Origin of the sequence: Gordonibacter pamelaeae 7-10-1-b (assembly GCF_000210055.1) — a bacterium.
Lineage (GTDB): Bacteria > Actinomycetota > Coriobacteriia > Coriobacteriales > Eggerthellaceae > Gordonibacter > Gordonibacter pamelaeae.
Genome location: NC_021021.1, coordinates 1,881,297 through 1,882,059 on the forward strand (window position 1 = coordinate 1,881,297; position 763 = coordinate 1,882,059).

General features: G+C 69.2%; 1 protein-coding gene. It reads right to left on the minus strand.

Going from position 1 to position 763, the window contains the following annotated elements; all coding sequences use genetic code 11:
• On the minus strand, nucleotides 1–763 hold a 763-nt coding region (locus GPA_RS08695), incomplete at both ends, for a beta/alpha barrel domain-containing protein (protein ID WP_462486143.1).

Here is a 763-nt window from a genome sequence, read left to right on the forward strand (position 1 = left end):
CGCGTCGCGCCCGGCGGCGTCGAGCACCGTCCTGCCGTCGCGCGCCAGCGGCTCGAGCAGCGTCTTGGAGCACAGCCCCGCAAGGTTCTTCTGCCTAAGATCGTCGGCGGGGTCCACGATCACCTCGCGGCTCTGGTCGCCCGGCGCGTTCACGTCGAACACCATGTCGCCGGCCAGCCGCCCGTTGTCGCAGTAGAAGTAGCGCCGCACGTCCAGCACGCCGGGCGTGGTGAGCTTGCCCACGGACTCCGAGATCTTCAGGCGGTCCGTCCACTCCCGCTCGCCCGGCTCGCGCGTGGCCGACAGCTTGTACACGCCGCCCAGCGTGGGCTGGTCGTAGGCGCAGGCCAGCTTCGTGCCCACGCCCCACGACATCACCTGGGCCCCCTCGTCGCGGATGGACTGGATGGTGAACTCGTCCAGGTCGTTCGACAGCACGATGCCGCAATCGGAGAGCCCCGCCTGGTCCAGCATGCGCCGCGCCATCTTCGCGAGCCATGCGAGGTCGCCCGAGTCGATGCGGATGCCGGCCAGGCGCTCGCCCCGCGCGCGCATCTCCAGCCCCACGGTGATGGCGTTTCTCACGCCCTGGGCCACATCGTAGGTGTCCACGAGAAGGATGCAGTTCTTCGGAAACGCCTCGGCGTAGGCGCGGAAGGCGGATATCTCGTCGGGGAACGACATGACCCACGAATGCGCATGCGTGCCCGACACGGGGATGCCGAACAGCTTGCCGGCCAGCACGTTGGAGGTGGACGCGCAG